The organism is Paenibacillus sp. 01T442 (assembly GCF_056398345.1).
Window position 1 is genome coordinate 1 of the sequence record NZ_JBFTPF010000213.1, and the last position, 624, is coordinate 624.

A 624-nucleotide genomic window follows, 5' to 3' on the forward strand; every position below is an offset into this window, starting at 1 on the left:
GAACACGACCGTTAAGCCTTCCAGCGTCGATGGTACTTGAACCGCAGGGTTCTGGGAGAGTAGAACGTTGCCAAGCGATACCCATGGCAAGCTTTCGGAGAAAGCTTCGAAAGCTTGTAGGTGGGTTTTTATTATGGAAAGTTTCCCTAATTAGTAACGCTTACGAAGTAAGTTTTGCTAAAGCAAATCTTTGAGGGCCCTTAGCTCAGCTGGTTAGAGCGCACCCCTGATAAGGGTGAGGTCGGTGGTTCGAGTCCACTAGGGCCCACCATTTAACTTCATAATGAAGTAACCCATTTTGGGGCCATAGCTCAGCTGGGAGAGCGCCTGCCTTGCAAGCAGGAGGTCAGCGGTTCGATCCCGCTTGGCTCCACCAAAACACATTTTAAGACAGGAATTTCCAAGAAATTTCGACTTGAAATGCAGTAATAAGATGTGGTAAGATAACTTTCGCCGCTGAAATAGGGCGAAGATCATTGARTCACAAAGTTGTTCCTTGAAAACTAGATAACGAAACAAAAACGTAAAGTAAGAACTTAGGTTGTGTTGACCTTAGGGTCACGCAAAAATCTTTAACTCTTTCAATTAGGAGAGACTTTGGCTTAGGCCAAAGATCCCTATAAA

General features: G+C 44.9%; 2 tRNA genes. Both read left to right on the forward strand.

Going from position 1 to position 624, the window contains the following annotated elements:
- The first annotated feature begins 194 nt into the window (after positions 1 to 194).
- Positions 195 to 271 (forward strand) — tRNA-Ile (locus AC1DLM_RS35485).
- Between the two features lie 29 nt (positions 272 to 300).
- A tRNA-Ala gene (locus AC1DLM_RS35490) sits at positions 301 to 376 on the forward strand.
- Positions 377 to 624: the final 248 nt, after the last annotated feature.